Annotated in this window: 13 protein-coding genes; 8 read left to right on the forward strand and 5 right to left on the reverse strand. The window is 24.3% G+C overall.

Annotated elements, in window-relative coordinates:
- Positions 1 to 71: 71 nt before the first annotated feature.
- Positions 72 to 311 (forward strand): hypothetical protein, encoded by a 240-nt coding sequence (locus tag QZ288_RS07840; RefSeq protein ID WP_295157341.1) that lies wholly within the window; start codon positions 72 to 74, stop codon positions 309 to 311.
- A 47-nt stretch (positions 312 to 358) separates the two neighbouring features.
- Here the strand turns inward: QZ288_RS07840 and QZ288_RS07845 are convergent, their stop codons facing one another.
- Together QZ288_RS07845 and dhaM are read right to left on the reverse strand one after the other, a co-directional pair.
- Positions 359 to 823, reverse strand: a complete 465-nt coding sequence (locus QZ288_RS07845; protein ID WP_295157344.1) for an ankyrin repeat domain-containing protein — start codon at positions 821 to 823, stop codon at positions 359 to 361.
- A gap of 76 nt (positions 824 to 899) precedes the next feature.
- Positions 900 to 2,345, reverse strand: a complete 1,446-nt coding sequence (gene dhaM, locus QZ288_RS07850) for a dihydroxyacetone kinase phosphoryl donor subunit DhaM (RefSeq protein WP_295157347.1) — start codon at positions 2,343 to 2,345, stop codon at positions 900 to 902.
- Positions 2,346 to 2,742: 397 nt separating this feature from the next.
- Here dhaM and QZ288_RS07855 point away from each other — a divergent pair, with 397 nt between their 5' ends.
- The 5 genes from QZ288_RS07855 (at position 2,743) to QZ288_RS07875 (ending at position 10,351) form a co-directional block, all read left to right on the forward strand.
- Positions 2,743 to 3,423 (forward strand): HEAT repeat domain-containing protein, encoded by a 681-nt coding sequence (locus QZ288_RS07855; protein ID WP_295157350.1) that lies wholly within the window; start codon positions 2,743 to 2,745, stop codon positions 3,421 to 3,423.
- A gap of 294 nt (positions 3,424 to 3,717) precedes the next feature.
- Positions 3,718 to 5,658, forward strand: coding sequence for a hypothetical protein (locus QZ288_RS07860; RefSeq protein ID WP_295157353.1), 1,941 nt, complete (start codon positions 3,718 to 3,720; stop codon positions 5,656 to 5,658).
- 250 nt (positions 5,659 to 5,908) lie between these two features.
- Positions 5,909 to 7,936 (forward strand): hypothetical protein, encoded by a 2,028-nt coding sequence (locus tag QZ288_RS07865; protein WP_295157355.1) that lies wholly within the window; start codon positions 5,909 to 5,911, stop codon positions 7,934 to 7,936.
- 315 nt (positions 7,937 to 8,251) lie between these two features.
- Complete coding sequence (locus QZ288_RS07870; RefSeq protein ID WP_295157358.1) at positions 8,252 to 9,010, forward strand: DUF4253 domain-containing protein; 759 nt, start codon at positions 8,252 to 8,254, stop codon at positions 9,008 to 9,010.
- 90 nt (positions 9,011 to 9,100) lie between these two features.
- Positions 9,101 to 10,351, forward strand: a complete 1,251-nt coding sequence (locus QZ288_RS07875) for a hypothetical protein (protein WP_295157361.1) — start codon at positions 9,101 to 9,103, stop codon at positions 10,349 to 10,351.
- A 255-nt stretch (positions 10,352 to 10,606) separates the two neighbouring features.
- Here QZ288_RS07875 and murB read toward each other — a convergent pair whose 3' ends face one another.
- Complete coding sequence (gene murB, locus QZ288_RS07880; protein WP_295157364.1) at positions 10,607 to 11,512, reverse strand: UDP-N-acetylmuramate dehydrogenase; 906 nt, start codon at positions 11,510 to 11,512, stop codon at positions 10,607 to 10,609.
- Positions 11,513 to 11,654: 142 nt separating this feature from the next.
- Here murB and QZ288_RS07885 point away from each other — a divergent pair, with 142 nt between their 5' ends.
- Together QZ288_RS07885 and QZ288_RS07890 are read left to right on the forward strand one after the other, a co-directional pair.
- On the forward strand, positions 11,655 to 12,185 hold the full coding sequence (locus QZ288_RS07885; protein WP_295157366.1) for a hypothetical protein: 531 nt from the start codon (positions 11,655 to 11,657) through the stop codon (positions 12,183 to 12,185).
- Positions 12,178 to 12,378: a Txe/YoeB family addiction module toxin gene (locus tag QZ288_RS07890; protein WP_295157369.1), complete on the forward strand. Its 201-nt coding sequence runs from the start codon at positions 12,178 to 12,180 to the stop codon at positions 12,376 to 12,378. Before QZ288_RS07885 ends, QZ288_RS07890 begins: the two co-directional genes overlap by 8 nt.
- Before the next feature lie 71 nt (positions 12,379 to 12,449).
- On the opposite strand, the gene QZ288_RS07895 is transcribed toward QZ288_RS07890, so the two are convergent.
- Together QZ288_RS07895 and QZ288_RS07900 are read right to left on the reverse strand one after the other, a co-directional pair.
- A complete protein-coding gene (locus QZ288_RS07895; protein ID WP_295157372.1) occupies positions 12,450 to 12,962 on the reverse strand; it encodes a BspA family leucine-rich repeat surface protein in 513 nt (170 codons plus the stop codon).
- Between the two features lie 39 nt (positions 12,963 to 13,001).
- Positions 13,002 to 13,889 (reverse strand): segregation/condensation protein A, encoded by an 888-nt coding sequence (locus tag QZ288_RS07900; protein WP_295157376.1) that lies wholly within the window; start codon positions 13,887 to 13,889, stop codon positions 13,002 to 13,004.
- Positions 13,890 to 14,506: the final 617 nt, after the last annotated feature.

Here is a 14,506-nt window from a genome sequence, read left to right on the forward strand (position 1 = left end):
ATATAGTTAAAAAAATTGACTTTTTTATAAAAAATATTAAATTCCCTATATTGAATTAAATAGGAGCAGTTATGTCGCATAATATTATAGACGGATATAGAAAAATTGAAGGTAATTATCCAACCTATAGAGAGTATTTGATACATTTTTATTGTAAAGATTGCTCTAATTTTTGGGCAGTAGATGATAAGGAAATTAACATATCAGAAGATGATGATATTACTCAAATTGATGATATAATTGAAGATTCAGTATCTCATTGTCCTATATGCGGTTCTACAAATATAACAAGAAGTAATAATAATAATTAAATAAAAATAATTTATTTTCTATTTTTTTGTTTTCTATGATTTATTTCTTATGATTTATTTTCTATAAATTCTATGATTTCTTTGTATTCCATATCTTTAGCTATACTGAGAGCATCTTTATAGTCTTCATTTTTTATTTGTAAATTTGCACCGCTTTCTATTAATATTTGAGAGGCTTTTATATTATTATTTTTTACAGCTATTATCAAAGCACTGTCTCCTCTAACATCTGTTTCATTAATACTAGCACCATTTTTTATTAAATATTCTATAGTTTCTACAGCACCGTCTTCAGCTGCATACATTAAAGGGGTTTTATTGCTGAAATCTTTTGAATTGATATTTACACCTAAGGCTATTAATTTTTTTATTTTTTTAATATCTCCGTACAGGCAGGCTATATGTATATTATCAGAACTTTCTATTTTTATATTTTTGCTTATCTTTTTTATTATAGTCCATAATATTATTACAGCTGCTATTACAATTATGACTGTATTATTGAGATTCATTGTCATTTCCAAATTTAAATAAAATTATACCCCTAGTATATTTATAAAACAATGCAAAACTGCTGCAGTAAAACAATTATTTATTTAAATAAATGACTTTCCCTTCATCATTTTTTGTATCTATTACTATATCTCTTCCATCAAGCTGTTTGGCAGAAGGGAATATAATATAAGGTATATTCAATGATTTTAATAGTATTGCCGCATGCGAAATCGAACTTCCATTTATAGAAATAACACCTTTTATATTCTTTCTTATTTCAGTTACAATAGAGGCATATATATTATCTACTATGAGTATTATATTATTTTCATTAGGCATATTGATTTTTTCATTCAGCAGATATTTTAATACTTGATATAATATATCCTCTATATCATATTTTCTTTCTTTTATGTATCCATCATCTAAAGAATCAAAACTTTTAAATATATTTCTCATCACACTATTATATGAATAGGCAGCAGAATATTTTTTATTATCTATTAAATCATACACCTCTTTTAAAACATAATCATCAAAAAGCATTGATATATATGTTTCAAATATAAGATATTCATTATTTTGAAGATTCTTCTGCTCTATTATATTTTTTTGTTCTAACAGATCTTTTTTTACACTGTCGATTGCTGCATTAAATTTTTCTTTTTCTAAACAACTGTCTTTTATATATTCTTTTTTGACATTTATATTGAAGTACATATACATAGCTTTTCCGCTTACATTACCATCAGAAACTACTGTAAAATTACTGTCTATATTTTTCTTCTTAATATTTTTCTTTCTATTTTCAATTTTTCCATTAACTAGATATTCAAATTTTGACAAAACTTCTTCTGCATCAGGTCCTTTAGCATATATTTCCATTATATCGCCGTATTCTATATTTAATAATGTTACTTTAGTTACGCTATCGGCAGATACAGGAGGCTTATGCTTAGTTTTATTAGATATATATACATCGCTTTTTGAATTGGCTATTATATTAATAAACATAAAAACAGGTCTTGCATGAAAGCCATTTTCTAATAATATTTTATACTCGCCTTTAATATAATCTTTAAGCTCTGTATCTTTTGGAATTTTATTATTAAATGTATAATCACTTGTGTCTTTCACATAAGATATTTTTGATGTTAAGCTATTTAAAGATGCATTAATAACTTCATCTATACTTTTTCCTAAAGAAGATTCTAAAGCAGCATTTATACCGCCTTCTATAAACGGTGCAGAGGTAATTCTGACATTTTGCGATTTTTCTTCATCATCAAGCATTGATAGTGCAAGTTCGGAATTTGTCAAAGCACTTCCAAAATCGCAGAATATTATAACTCCGTCATCAGAATATACATTTTTTAAAGCATTAAGAATTTCATAAGCATCAGTACCAAATTCCTTATGATTATTTCTCATTCCTCCCGAAAACGATATTTTTATATTTGCCTTTACAGTATCTTTTATATATTTTGCTGTAATTTCAGCGAGTTTATAGCTATGAGAAACAAATATTAAACTAACCATATTAATTCCTTTTAATATAATTTTATTGATTTTTAATATCATCAATTTAAGAATAAGATGAGATTTAGCCTGATTTTTTACTTGTATATGTATGCTTCATACTTGAGATTAGTAATATTATTGATTATTTTTTTCATAAATATTCTCCAATTTTACTAAATTATGATATTATGCTTTTTATATTATAAAATACATATATCTTTTTGCAAGATATTATCAAAGAATTTATATTAATTTAGTTAAAAATTAAAACTATATTCTTAAGTATTATTTTTATATAAATAAAAAATATAGTATATTTGCAATATTATTTTTTTATAAATTTATTAAATTTGCTTGCAATTATTGAATAATAATAGTATTATTAGTAGAACTTAATATATTAAGGGGTTGTATAATGCTCAAGAAAATATTTATTGTAACATTAATGTTGGCATTTTCTTTATCATCTATTTTTGCCCAAGAAACAGCATCGGGCGGTAATAAGCCTAGAGAAGAATTATCTCAAAATTTTGTAGATGCTTTAGCAAATCAAGATGAAAAACTTTTAATAGCTGCTATTGAAAGCGGAAGTCCTGAGGTAAAAGCTATGTGCTTTAAAGCTTTAGGCGAAAAAGGTGCTAGTTCTGAAAATTTATTATTGGCAATTAACAGATATGTAAGTTATGGTTTGAATTCTCCTTCAAAGCAGAATTCTGATTCTATGGTTCGCTATCAGGCTTTGCAGGCTGCAAAAGCTGCTAAATCAGAAACTTCTGTAAAATATATATCTGAAATGCTTTATTCTGAACAGGAAATTTCTAATATTATAGCTGCTGCTCAGGCATTAGGCGAAATAGGAAGTTCTAAAGGCGTACCTGCTTTGCTTTTCCAATTAAGATTAGCTAAAACTCAGGCTGTAGTTTATGAAACTGCTGTTGCTTTAGGTAAAATAGGCGATCAGGCTGCTTTAAGCGATTTAATAGATTTAGCTCAGAATGATCAGTACTTTGTTGTTGTCAGACAGGCTGCTGTTGATGCTATAAAAAATATTAAGCCTGCTTCAGGCGGCGGAAACACTGGCGGCACTGCTGAGTAATTTGCTTAAACATAATAAATAAAAACATTAATTTAGTTTTGAATAAAAAAAGTCTGTCTTATATAGGCAGGCTTTTTTATAATTATTGCTAATTGTATCATATCAGATAATAGTATCATTTGAATAATCATTTAGGTTTAGAACATTATCTTAGTTCATAAATATAAAAGTAATAAAATAAAAAGTATATGCACTTTTTTGTTAAAAATATTTTATAATTGAAATTTTTATAATTTTAATTTATGATACGCAAATCATAATACATACATAAAATAAAAGGTAAAAAGATAAAAAATGAAAACAGTTTTTTCTATTATTACAATGCTATTTTTAATGATTGCTGTAATTTCCTGCGGCGGCGGTAGCAAAGAAATAAATCAAACATCACAAAATACTAATTCTCAGACTTCAGTTTTATCAGATAATCAAAAAGCAGAATCTAAAAAAGAATTTTTTGATATGAAATATGTTTATAAAGGAATTAGAGCAGATAAATCTAAATGTGATGAAGAGATTAAAAATTTAAGAGAGTATAATGAAGAAACAAAAAGAAATTTTGATTTTCTTAATAGGAAATTTGCCAATGATGATGAAAGAAAAAAATATTCTATAGAGTTTATATCGAATGTTAATTATGATCCTTTCAGCAGAGTATTCAGCAGCTGGGATAAGTATAATGAAGATTTTACAGAATATTATGCAGCTGAATATTTATATGCTGAGCAGAATTTGGCATTAAAAAAAGCAAGAGAGGAATTATTAAAATTAAATAAAAAAGATGCTGATATTTATTTGGCTTTATTCTTATCGCATTTTGCTTGTGATTCGCTTTATTATTTTGAAGAAGAAAAAAAATATTTAATAGAATGGAAAAAAGCAGGCGGTACTAATATAGCTATGATGATAGAAAAATATGATGATGATAATGCTTACAGCAATAAGATGAAATTAGTTAATTATATAATAGAAGCTCCTAATTCTTTAAGAGCAGAAAAATTAATTGCTGATGCTTATAAAGATAATTTCTATAGATATATTTCAAAAAATACTGGATATATAGATTTATTTAATGAAAATAATTATTCTTTAACTTCAATTGAATATGAAGGTACAGCCAGATTATCCTCATTAATAAGTATTCCTGAAATTTTTAATGAAAATATAATAAACAAATATATAAAAACTTATGTTACAAATAGATTAAGTGATGATAAAATAAAAGACTATTTACCATATTATCAAAATTATTATAATATATATGATGGAGATGGTTATAATGAATGGAACGAACTTAGTTTTATTGAGTTTAATAAAAATACATTTGTAGTTGAATCAGGAAATGAAGGACTAGTAAATATGCATTATTATAATACTCAGTTTATGAATAATCATATATATGCTTCATTTAAACAAATAAAAAATTATAATTTCAGACTTGGAGATATAGATAAAGCAGAATCTGCTGAAATTAATTCAATTTCTATGAATGATTTGAAAGATTATACTAAAGGCTCTAAATTTATAAGTTTCGGTAAATTTAATGAAGAAGAATATTCATCTTATATAGGCGAAGCAATGGGATGGCCTTTGCATTCCGTATATTTCTTTTTATGCGATATAAATAATGACGGTAAAGAAGAATTAATGCTTTCAGGCGAATATATATATTCAGGAGGAAGAGGCGGCACAGTGAATTATACTCTGCTTTTAAAAGATAATTTAGAAATAGATTTTGATTCAGAAATAGGCAGGCTTATTAATGATAATGGTCTTCAAGATTTACATTGTATTCAAAAGATATATACTGAAGATGGTAAAAATAAAATATTTTTATTAAATAAATCTTCTAATGAGGCTTTTGATATATTCATTGATAAGAATGAAATAAAGAATGCAGAATATTTTGACTATATCATATATAATTATCAGCCTAAATTGGAATGGAAAGGAAGCATACTTAACGGAGTACCAGAAGGAGCTTTAAAAACTGATGCTAGTTTTGATATGTCTAAAGCAGAAAATGCATCAGATAAAGCAATAGTATCAGACAGAACTTTGAGAATGGCTGACAAACTTATAAGCGATGCATATTTTGCTGCAAAAGAAACTTTAGATAAAGAAGGACAGGAAGAATTATTAAAGAAAAGAAGGGCTGAAATAAAAGCTATTTGGGAAGCAAAAGGAGATATTAAAGCAATAGAAACTGAAATGCTGAATATTTTAGGTATACAATGATTTGTTAGTATTTTTTAGCTATAATATTAAATACATATAAAATATAATTGAAATCAAATGTATTAGAAAATACATTAACAAAAATAATATAAAATTGTATAGATATATAATAAAAAAATTCAGCATAAAAATATAAAATAGATGTTTTTATAATATATTTAAATATAAGAATAATTATAACTATATGGAAAAAATCTATTAAAATTATAGTATTAAATCAAGTGAATGAAGTCTTAAAAATGGAGCGGTTATGAGAAATATATTTATAATAATACTTACAGCATTAATTATTACTGGCTGTAAAAATAGTAAAGAAATAAAACAATCACAAAATAACATTGGGCAAAATAAAAAAGAAGAAACTGAAAAAGAATTTTTTGATATGAAATATGTTTATAAAGGCATTAGAGCAGATAAATCTAAATTTGATGAAGAGTTAAAAGAAGAAAGAGAACATCTTGAAGAAACAAAAATAAATCTTGATTTTCTTAACAGGAAATTTGCTAATGATGATGAAAGAAAAAAATATTCTATAGAGTTTATATCAAATGCTTATCATGAACCTATTAGGCATAATGGGATTCCTCATTTGTATGAAAATGAATATTATTATATTGTGCAGGCTATTGAGTATTTATATGTTGAGAGGAATTTGGCTTTAAAAAAAGCGAGAGAGGAATTATTAAAATTAAATAAAAAAGATGCTGATGTTTATTTAGCTTTATTCTTATCTCATTTTGCAACGGATTCTCTATACCGCTTTGAAGAAATAAAAAAATATTTAACAGAATGGAAAAAATCAGGCGGTACTAATATAGTTATGATGGTGCTGACAAAAAGTTATGATGATGAGGATAGTTATAATGAACGATATAGTAATAATATGAAATTAATTAATTATATAATAGAAGCTCCTGATTCTTTAAGAGCAGAAAAATTAATTTATGATGCATATAAATATGGATTTCTTGATATTATATCAAAAGATTATGGGTATTTAGATGTTCATAATGAAAATAATTATAGTTTATCTGAAGTATTTTATTCAGGATCTGCTTACAGCTCATCTATTGACACTATAGAAAATAGTGCGATGTATGGGAATAATAATCTCAGTAATAATATTTACAATGCTGATATAATGAATAAATTTATAAGAACTTATATTCATAACTTTAATAGAAAAGATATTCATTATGATGGTAAAGAAAGTTATTATAAGAACTTTTATTTAATGTATTATTCGTATGATTCTGAGGATGAACTTTACTTTTTAGAGTTTAAGAAAAATACATTTGTTTATTCGTCTGATTATACTTATGGTATAGATGAAGTACTGTATTTTAATCCTAATTTTATGGGAAATAATCAATATGCAATTTTTGAAATACAAACAAATTATAATTTTCGTCTTGGAAATATTTATAAACTGCCAGAAGCTTATAAAAATTATATTTCTGAAAATGATTTGAAAGATTATTTTAAAAATTCTAATAATAATTTGCAAGATTATTTTAAATATTCTAAATCTGAAAATTTTGACGACCTTATTATAGCAAAATATGAATATATTGACTATATAGAGGATACTATAAATTTTACTAGATTTATTGGAGGAATCACTGAAGAGGAATTGAATTTTTTCTTATGCGATATAAATAATGACGGCAAAGAAGAATTAATGGTTTATTATAATCATATACACACTGGCGGAAGAGGCGGTGAGGTTAAGTTTACATTACTTTTAAAAGATAATCTTGAAATAGATTTAGATTCAGAAATTGGCAGAGTCATTAACAGCAATAATGATTTTCAAGGACATTTAGGTGTACAACAGAGAATATATACAGAGAATGGAAAAAATAAAATGTTTCTTTTTCATAAAAGCAGAGGTAATGCAATGGATATATTTTTTGACAATAATGAAATGAAATCTGTAGATTATTTTCAATATATGACATATAGCCGTAAACCAAAATTATTATGGAAAGGAAGCATACTTAACGGAGTACCAGAAGGAGCTTTAAAAACTGATGCTAGTTTTGATATGTCTAAAGCAGAAAATGCATCAGACAAAGCAATAGTATCAGACAGAACTTTGAGAATGGCTGACAAACTTATAAGCGATGCATATTTTGCTGCAAAAGAAACTTTAGATAAAGAAGGACAGGAAGAATTATTAAAGAAAAGAAGGGCTGAAATAAAAGCTATTTGGGAAGCAAAAGGAGATATTAAAGCAATAGAAACTGAAATGCTGAATATTTTAGGTATACAATGATTTATTAGTATTTTTTAGCTATAATATTAGGGGCTGTTCTAGATAACTTAAATTTGTTAAAACTTAGGTATGAAATGCATTTATTTTTTTGCCTAAAGTAAAGAAAAAGAAAAAGAAAAATGATTGAAATTAATAAATAATAGCATTTTGCAAATAAAAATATTGAAAAACAATTAGAAATTATATATAATTTAGCAAAAAGAGAGCTTTTTAATTGAGATTATGAGAAATATATTTATAATGATACTTGCAGCATTTATTATTGCCTGCAGTAAGAATAGTGAATCACAAAATATTATTTTAGGAGATATAATTATGAATGATAATATAAAATTCATAACAGATTTTTTGAAATGCGATTATGAAATACTTAAAGGCGGACTTGAAGATGATACTAAGATAATGGATTGGTATAAAGAGAATTTAGAAAAAGGAAAAAAGGAAGGATATACTCCTTTAATAATAATACCTACTGATATACTTATAGAATCAATAGAAATGTTTTTAGAAGATAATGACTGTGAAATTGAAGATTCAAAAAAACTTATTTCTGAATATATAGAAAAATCAAAAGAGATAGATTATAAAGAATGCTTGAATCAGGATATAGAGGATATTTATGATGATGAAGATTCTATTGAAGAAGTAAAAAAATCATTCAATGCTCCTATAGAGGAATTTGAAATTATAAAAAGTTTTGGATCTTATTATGATTATAAAACAGAAAAAACAGTTGATTTAATATTAGCTAAAATTCCTACTTCTAATCCTTATGAATTGGCATGCTATATACCTATGGGCGGATTTAATGATTGTCCTGACCCTGAAACACAAACTAGCATTTTTAAATATTGGTATGAAAAATATAATGCATACCCTGCTGTAGTAGGCTATGATACTTGGGAGCTTTTTGCAGAAAAACAGCCTAAAACAGAAGAAGAAGCGAGAGAACTTGCTATAGAGCATTATTATTTTTGTCTTGACAGAGTAGACCAATATGCTGAAGATTATGATCTTGGTAAGCTTGCAGGTACATTATTAAAATCAGATGTTTGGTATTTCTGGTGGGATTAATGTATTAATTGACTTTTATATTTATTATTATATAATCTTTATTGATTTTTATTTACTACTATATGGTATACTAATTTTATGGATTAATAAATGCAGGAAAATAATATTAAAAACGATAATATAAGTAAAATAAATTATAAAATAGGCAGAATATTAGAAAATAATTTGACATCAAATTTAATAATTATTTTTATAGGATTTATTGCCGCATTAAGCATTGCTGTATTTACTTATATAAATGCTGATTTTATGTTTAAAGACTATAATTTTGCAAATAAATTTATAATAGATAGATTTTATTTTTATATATTTTATTTTTTTTGTTTTAGCTTAATATTTAATATTAATTCAAAATTTGATATTAAAAATATAATTATAATATCTCTGTCTTTTTTATTTTTATCAGTTATAACTTTAAGCACTAATTTTTTTACAGCAATTAGTTCTTTTGATGGTATAAAAAATATAAAATTTTATAATCAAATTTACTACATCAAATATATATTCTCTCCGATAATCTTTTTTATAATAACTTTATTATCATATAACGGCTTTCAAGTATTAAACTCAAAAAGTATTTCAGAGTTTTTTACTTTTTCTGCCGATATATTAGTATTTGCAGGCTTAATAGCCTCTATAGTATCAGCAGTATTTGGAATATTTATAACAATAGTTTTTTATTTACTTGAAGATATTACTGTAAATTTAGATGAAAAGATTATAATTAAATTAATAATGATGACAATATCATTTTTTGCTTCATTATTTCCTTTTTTGGTATATACAGTTTATAGAAAAATGAAAACTAATATTTCTATATATTTATCAAGAATATTAATGCCTTTTAGTTTATTATTTATATTCACACTTCTGATTCTTCTATTAATGCCTGATATAAGACCTTATGATAATAGGGCTGCTTTTATACTTTATAATATTATGCTTGCTGTAATTGTATTAAATATGTTCTTTGTAAGAATAGATTATAAATCAAGTATATTCACTAAAGCAGTATATTTAATTCTTCCTATAATAGCTATTGTTTTTGATATATTAGTATTAACTTCTTCTTTATATAGATTAATAGAATACGGCATTACTCCTAACAAAATAACATTAATAGGCACAAATTTAGTTATGCTTGGGAATTTGATTTTTATAACATTTTTTAATATTAAGTCTGTACTAATAATATTCAGAAAACCTGACAGCATTCCAAATATAAAAGATATTATTATCGGGAATACTAAATCAGCATTTTATATATATGTTTACGGAATTTGGGCTTTTATAGTATGTTTTATAATGCCTTTATTTTTAATATTATTGAATATATTTTAAATCCCTGCTTATTTGCTTTCTGCCCCTAATATAAATTATAATTTTAATTCTCTTAAAAATAAAAAAAATAAAAAGCATTGTACGCCATAAATTTTTATAATAAATTATTTAATATATATTTACTATGCGTGAAGCTGATTAAAAATAATATTATCTAAATGCATTTTTGTATATATTAAAAAAAATTAAAATATATAAAGCTGAAATTTTAAAAAAACTATGGCTGGATATTTAAGAAAAGTTTATTGATATTTTTTATAATTTTACTTCTCCATTATTAGAAATTATCTTTACTTCAGGCTTTAAAATAATTCCTTTTTGATTATAAACTTCATCTTTTACTTTCTTTATGAGATTAAATATATCCATTCCAGAAGCATTTTTATAATTAACTATAAAATTAGCATGATAAGGAGAAACCATAGCTCCCCCTAATGTCATATTCTTAATATTAATAGAATCTATTACTTTACCAGCTATCATATTAGTTTCATAATCATTCAAAAATGTACTTCCTGCAGAAGGGTATTTAAATTGACGCTTATTCTTTCTGTCTTTATAATACTTATTCATTTCAGGTTTTATTAATCTCTTTGAAGACTTATTTAATTTGAATCTCACATCAATAATAATATATTTTCTTTCTTGAAAAATACTTTTTTTATAAGCATATTTACAATCATCAATACCAATATGCATATATTCAATATTTTCATCTATTATACCAACACTGTCTATAAATTCAGATATAGAATGCTCATAACATCTTGCATTCATATAAGCAGCCCCTCCTATGCTTCCGGGAAGCCCATATAAAAACTCTAAGCCTGTGAAAGAATTTCTATAAGCATATTTAACGACATCAATAACATTAGCTCCCGAATATGCTAGAATATTATGAGATGTATGTTCTGCCCTAGAAAAAAAACCTGTATATATTATAGGGAGCTCTATTATCTTATCTAAAAATAATATATTGCTTCCGCCTCCCAAAATTATGTACTTTTTGTTATTATCATTAAGGTATTTAATCAAATCTATAAAACCATTAATAGTTTCAGGCACATAAAATTCTAAAGCCTTAGCATTAACTCTGAAAGTATTAAATTTTTTGAGCGAAACATTTTTTCTGCTTAAAACACCGTTAAAAGATTTTATCATTATAATAATCCAATAAATATTTCTCAATTATATATAATAACAAATTTTCTAAAACATTACAACAAAATTAACTATATTGACTTTTAACTATTTTTTTATAGAATATAAATTATAGTAAACAAATATCAAAGGCATAATATTTATGGATATACTAGATACTATTAAATATGTTACAGCACATGATAAATATCAATCTGAATTGATAAAAGACTTACAAAATAGAATAGAAGAATTAAATTTAATAATAGGTAATTTAGATAATTTAAATAATGCATTAGAAAATGAAAATAAGAAATTAAAAAATCTCATAAAATTTTCTATATGCAAATATCCTCCGTATATGCTTTCTGATATGATAAAAGAATCTATGAATATATATATAGGCTCTTCTAAAATTGTACGAATAGCTGAGGAAAATAAATTATTTGAATATGAGTTTTTGGCTTTAAGAATACCAAGAAAAAGAAATACAAATGAAAAATTTGCTTCAACAGTTATATTTTCTATTTTAGGAGCTGCAAAAATATTAGATATAATAAAGAAGTCATTGAATCTATTTAATAAATATAATGTAAATATAGAAAATGATTTGGATATATCATTAAAGCAATTAAAAGAAGGAAAAATAACAAAATATTCTATAAAAGATTTAAGAGCTATGGAAAATGAATGATGATATTATTGCTGCTAAAAAGGCAAAAGAACATATATTATTTTTTCAAAAAACAGATAAAAAAATATTAAAAAGAATAAATGATTTAATAGAAAGTATATTAAAAACACCTTATAAAAGTATAGGAAAACCTGAAAAGTTAAAACATAAATATGAAGATTGCTATTCAAGAAGAATAAATAAAAAAACATAGATTAATATACAAAATAGATAATGATTATAATAATATTATCATATAAAGATAATTATGATGATAAATAAAAACTATCTGCTATAATACCAATTCGGCTTTTCTTTCAAAGAAGTATTTAAAAACATATCCTTAATATCAGCATCTCTATTTATATTCCAAGCATTCAAATTCTGATTAAAATTACAAGCATTCTTAAACATACAAATCATATATTTCACATTACTTATATTCCACTTATCTAAAGGCTGATTAAAACTCTCTGCCCCAAAAAACATATATGACATATCCGAAACATTACAAACATTCCAATCATTAATATTTATATTGAAATTTTTTATATTATGAAACATAGATTTCATAGATTTAACATTAGAAGTATTCCATTTCTCTATCCCTGAAAAATCTGTTCTTATATTATAGTTTTCATATTCATTATAAGAACCCTCAAAGCATGCAAAATTAGGTTTTTCAAAAAGCATAGACATATCGGTTATAAGAGAAGTGTCTATATCTCCTAAATAAATATTATTATTTTCTATCAAACTTCTTAATTCAATTTTATTTTTAGGTTTATACTTTTTCATAATTTAATATACTTATTATTTATTTTTTTAATATTTTTTTTATTCGGTACTTTCTTTTTCTAATAATTCTTCATCTTTTTTCGGCATAAAACTTTCATCTCTTTTAAATATATAAATATCTTTGAATTTCATCTCCTGCTTAATTAAAATTTCTTTTTCTTTAACTAATTCCAATATGGCAAGAAAAAATGTAACAAGCTGTCTTTTAGTAACTCCGTTTTTAAATAGCATAATGAAAGGAAAAAATGCCGTTTCTGATAATTTTATTCTTATCATATCAATAGCATTATCTATATGAAAATTAGACATTCCAGAAAGTACTGCTAAATCTGTTTCAGGGACAAACTGCACTTTAGTAAAAGCATATACCAAATCATAAAGAGTAATATCTTTCCAAGCTATTTCATTATCATCAGCATCAGCATTTTTTAATAATTTTACTCTCTCAGTATCCTTTCTCTCGAATATAGAATCAGATGTCTCCTGAAGTTTATCAAGTTCTTCTGATGCCATTTTATATCTTTGAAACTCAAGCATTTGTTCTACTATTTCAAATTTAAGTCTGTCTGTAAACTTATCATCATCTATATCATAAGGAAGAAGCATTCTTGATTTATAAAGATGAAATTCAGAAGCTGCAACCAAAAAATCGCCTGTGGAATCCAAATTTAAAGCAGCCTGATTCTTCAAATATTCAGTAAACTGATCTATTATTTCAAGTATAGAAACTTCATATATGCTTTTCTCGCTTCTTTTAAGCATATCAAAAAGTATAGATAATGGTCCTTCATAATCTATGCTGGAAAGCGATACAGTAAATTCTTTATAGTTTGCTGTATTTTCTTCTTTTTTTGTTTCTTCTATATTTTCTATGTTTTTTTTATTTTCATTTTCTATGTTTTTTTTATTTTCTATATTCTCTTTCATAATAGATTATAATATATTATAAAAATATAAAAATTCAAGTATTAGATTTTTAATTGGTAATTATATACAAAATTACCCAACAAAAACCATAACAATTACACACAAAATTTATTCAATAATAAAAAACATTAAACAAACAAAGAGTAAAGATACGGCTATTACTATATCTTTACTTCTATGTAAAATACAAAAATTATATGTTATTATTGTATAGTTAAAGTTGTTGTTGCGGTATTAATATCTATATCAGATATTTGCATTTTAGGTTAGCTATTTTTATCCGCATCTGGCTTTATGCTTGTGCTGCCATTATGATTTTTCTCAAGCCGTTTTTATTATTTTCCTACTTCATAATCTTTGACTTTTCATAAAGATATAGTTTATTACCGCTTAATTTAAATGCTTGATACTCTTTCACAATAAACCTATCTTAAAACATCATAATCAAAACTATATAGCATAGCCGCCAGACACCCAAATGAATGTTTTTGATTTGTTGTTATCTTATTCAGTTTTTGTATTTTAGTTATATATACTATATTTATTTAATTTAATAATCAATATTTACTTTTATATCGTTTTTGTTATAATTCCTATATGATAAATATCAACAGAAT

This window comes from uncultured Brachyspira sp., assembly GCF_910578695.1.
GTDB lineage: Bacteria > Spirochaetota > Brachyspiria > Brachyspirales > Brachyspiraceae > Brachyspira.

Coding starts and splice junctions, on each gene's coding strand:
- QZ288_RS07890 (WP_295157369.1), top strand. CDS start 12,178: ATGAATGATGATATTATTGCTGCTAAAAAGGCAAAAGAACATATATTA.
- QZ288_RS07870 (WP_295157358.1), top strand. CDS start 8,252: ATGAATGATAATATAAAATTCATAACAGATTTTTTGAAATGCGATTAT.
- QZ288_RS07900 (WP_295157376.1), bottom strand. CDS start 13,889: ATGAAAGAGAATATAGAAAATAAAAAAAACATAGAAAATGAAAATAAA.
- QZ288_RS07845 (WP_295157344.1), bottom strand. CDS start 823: ATGAATCTCAATAATACAGTCATAATTGTAATAGCAGCTGTAATAATA.
- QZ288_RS07865 (WP_295157355.1), top strand. CDS start 5,909: ATGAGAAATATATTTATAATAATACTTACAGCATTAATTATTACTGGC.
- QZ288_RS07860 (WP_295157353.1), top strand. CDS start 3,718: ATGAAAACAGTTTTTTCTATTATTACAATGCTATTTTTAATGATTGCT.
- QZ288_RS07885 (WP_295157366.1), top strand. CDS start 11,655: ATGGATATACTAGATACTATTAAATATGTTACAGCACATGATAAATAT.
- QZ288_RS07855 (WP_295157350.1), top strand. CDS start 2,743: ATGCTCAAGAAAATATTTATTGTAACATTAATGTTGGCATTTTCTTTA.
- murB (WP_295157364.1), bottom strand. CDS start 11,512: ATGATAAAATCTTTTAACGGTGTTTTAAGCAGAAAAAATGTTTCGCTC.
- QZ288_RS07840 (WP_295157341.1), top strand. CDS start 72: ATGTCGCATAATATTATAGACGGATATAGAAAAATTGAAGGTAATTAT.
- dhaM (WP_295157347.1), bottom strand. CDS start 2,345: ATGGTTAGTTTAATATTTGTTTCTCATAGCTATAAACTCGCTGAAATT.
- QZ288_RS07875 (WP_295157361.1), top strand. CDS start 9,101: ATGCAGGAAAATAATATTAAAAACGATAATATAAGTAAAATAAATTAT.
- QZ288_RS07895 (WP_295157372.1), bottom strand. CDS start 12,962: ATGAAAAAGTATAAACCTAAAAATAAAATTGAATTAAGAAGTTTGATA.